This window comes from Dehalococcoidia bacterium (assembly GCA_028711995.1).
Taxonomy (GTDB): domain Bacteria; phylum Chloroflexota; class Dehalococcoidia; order SZUA-161; family SpSt-899; genus JAQTRE01.
Map to the genome: position 1 here is coordinate 1 of JAQTRE010000218.1, position 3,210 is coordinate 3,210.

General features: G+C 49.7%; 3 protein-coding genes. 2 read left to right on the top strand and 1 reads right to left on the bottom strand.

Features of this window, described 5'->3' with window-relative positions; translation table 11 throughout:
• Window positions 1-334, top strand: a 334-nt coding sequence (locus PHV74_15745) for a hypothetical protein (protein MDD5095805.1), incomplete at its 5' end; no start/stop codon positions are given.
• A 23-nt stretch (window positions 335-357) separates the two neighbouring features.
• Here the strand turns inward: PHV74_15745 and PHV74_15750 are convergent.
• Entirely contained in the window at window positions 358-1,854 is a 1,497-nt protein-coding gene (locus PHV74_15750) for a DUF4070 domain-containing protein (protein MDD5095806.1), read from the bottom strand.
• A gap of 166 nt (window positions 1,855-2,020) precedes the next feature.
• Here PHV74_15750 and PHV74_15755 point away from each other — a divergent pair.
• Window positions 2,021-3,210 (top strand): KamA family radical SAM protein (locus PHV74_15755; GenBank protein ID MDD5095807.1); only part of this gene is annotated, 1,190 nt, incomplete at its 3' end.

The window sequence follows — 3,210 nt, forward strand, 5'->3', positions numbered from 1 at the left end:
AGAGGCCGATATCGCCCGAAACGAAGAGGTGTTCAAAGGCCTGAGGGAGCTCAAGAAGAACAAGGACGGTTTGAACCAAGCCAAGGATCAACTGGCAAACCTGGCAAACTATTATGGGCAGACCGTCAAGCAAAACTACGAGCGTTTGAAGTCGGAAGTTGAACGGATGATGACTCAGGCGATGCAAAAGGCTGGCGCAACCCGTGGCCCAAAACCCAATGTGGAGCAGACACAGGAGTTCCAGGAAAACTGGCGACAGATTTCGGCGAGACTTGACGGGGAATATGGCAAAGCACTGGCCCAGCTAAAACAGCAAATATCGGCAATGGACTAAATTCAGAGCAGCGAGATTAATAACTAGGGTTGCCTGCTTTGCCTTTGCATGTCTCTGGTGATCTTCCGGAAGTGGAGCCCGTAGATGCTCAATTCCACAGCTTCCCGGAATGACTGACGATATTTGAATACCACTTTGGTCATGAATTTCCAGTAGTAGAATTTGGATTTTCCCACAATCCCTAAATACCAGACTGACTGAATAAAGGCCTTCGCATCAGCAGAGGTAGGAAGTTTCCGTTTTCTCTTGGCAGGCTTGTATTCATCCAGAAAAGTGCCGATCCTCTCGTAATATTCTTTGGGAGCGTAAATCGTTTCGATGATGTTCTGATAGCCATTCATAAGGACCTCGCTATCCATCTTGGGGACAAAGTTCAGTGATCCATCCATGTTATTACCGGAACTGACTTTCACGAGACGACCCTCGGCTTTCAAACGATTGTGCAGCCTCGTTTTAGGCAGCGCGCTGAGCACTCCCACCATTGCAGTCACCACACCGATTTTCTGGATGAAGGTAATTTGCCTCTCAAAGATGGCAGGGGGATCACTATCAAAGCCAACAATAAAGCCTCCCATTACCTGCATGCCGTGATTCTGAATCTTCTTTACTGCAGCAGCCATATCCCGGCTCTTGTTCTGGAACTTATTGCACTCAGCAAGGCTCTCCTCAACAGGTGTTTCCAGCCCCACAAAGACCTTATTGAATCCTGCTGCCACCATAAGGTCCATCAGATGATCATCATCAGCCAGATTCAGAGAGGCTTCGGTGAGAAGCGTGAATGGATAATCCGTTTTCTTTTGCCACCGGATGATCTTGGGCAACAGTTTTCTGACCTTGGTTTTGTTGCCGATGAAATTGTCATCAACGATAAAAACAGCACCGCGAAATCCGGTCCTATAGAGAGCGGTGAATTCCCGTAAGACTTGGCTTGGCTTCTTGGTCCGCGGATTACGGCCATTCATCACAGTGATATCGCAAAACTCGCAGTCATACGGACAACCACGCGAATATTGAACCGGCATGGAAACGTAGAGATTAAGATCGATCAACTCCCATAACGGCACGGGGGTGCGGGTGATATCCGGACGCTCATCGGAGAAATAAAGGGGTTTGGCGCATCCGTTCTGAAAATCCTCAAGGAACTGAGGCAGAACGGCCTCAGCCTCTCCCAACACAAAGTGATCAACCCCTTCGAATTCTTCATGCCCTGTGGTGAAGACAGGTCCTCCGGCAACCACTTTAACGCCAAGTCTGTTACAGCGTTTGATCACCTGCTTGGCAGATTCCTTCTGCGTAATCATGGCGCTGATGAAGACGCAATCTGCCCATTCAATATCATTATCCTTAAGGGGCATGACATTCATGTCAATCAGCTTCTTCTCCCATTCCCTGGGGAGCATGGCGGCAACGGTCAGCAGCCCCAGTGGCGGAAAAGCGGCCTTCTTGGATAGAAACTTCAAGACATGCTTAAAGCTCCAGAAAGTGGCCGGGTACTTCGGATAAATGAAGAGGATATTCATCGAATAATCGGAGCGCGATCAGATAACGACTTTCCAGCTGCTCTTATATTAGTATTTTACGCAGGTTCGTCAGGCAAAAGCAAGGAAACCATGTGAAAGTAAATAATTATTGATACCAAATTGATGGTTTTAGTCATACAAAACCCTTGAAATATATGATATACTCATGAGCGAAATAAAGGCTGAGGAGGTGCTGTCGCAAGTGATAAGAACATCGACAATACTGGAGCAACAAGAAACAATGGCCCGGGCCGAAGAAGAGCCCCCAGGCAGTACAATCATGAAGGGTGAGACCGAAGAAGAACCTCCGGGTCGTTCGGTCATCACAAACAAAGAACGATTTTTCGGACATGTCTCTCAGGAAGATTGGAATGACTGGAGATGGCAGTTCCGAAATAGGATTACTACCCTCGAAACCCTGAAGAAATATATTCCCCTTACAGCCAAGGACGAAACTCGCCTCCAGCTGGTAGTTGAGAAGTATCCTTTAGCGATAACCCCGCACTATCTCTCTCTGATCAATCCGGATGATCGTGATGATCCCATCAGAAAGCAATCAATCCCCATGTTCGAGGAGATAGCCCTTGCCACTATGGGATATGAGGACCCCCTAGAAGAAAAGAGGGATTCAGTTGTTCCGGGGCTTGTTCACCGCTATCCCGACAGGGTATTGATGGTGCTGACCGATATCTGCCCCATGCTTTGCCGTCACTGTACCCGAAAGCGGGAGTGGCACAATGGCGGTTGGGTGCGCACGGCGGAAGAGATCGAGGCGATGCTGGGTTATATCCGGGGGAACCGAAATGTGAGAGACGTCATTCTCTCCGGCGGCGATCCTCTGACGCTCTCAACCGCTCGTCTGGAGGAAGTCATCTCCAAAATACGGCAGATACCGCATGTGGAGATCATCCGAATCGGGAGTAGATATCCCGTGGTGTTGCCACAGCGTATCGATGATGAACTGTGCGCCATGCTTTCAAAGTATGGGCCTATATGGCTTAACACGCACTTCAATCATCCCAGAGAGATAACGCCGGAATCAGCGCGGGCCTGTGACCGTCTGGTGCGGAGTGGGGTGCCGGTGAACAACCAGTCGGTGCTCTTGCGCGGGGTGAACGATTCCGTTGCCACTCAGACAAAGCTGTGTCATGGCCTCCTGAAGATAAAGGTGCGCCCTTACTACCTCTTCCAGGGGGATGAGGTGCAGGGAACAGAGCACTTGCGCACACCAGTGGAAACGGGAATCAAGATCATCGAGGGCATGCGAGGACACACATCTGGTCTGGCAATCCCGACCTTCGTGATCGACTTGCCGGACGGCGGAGGCAAAATTCCCATCCAACCAGACTATATAGT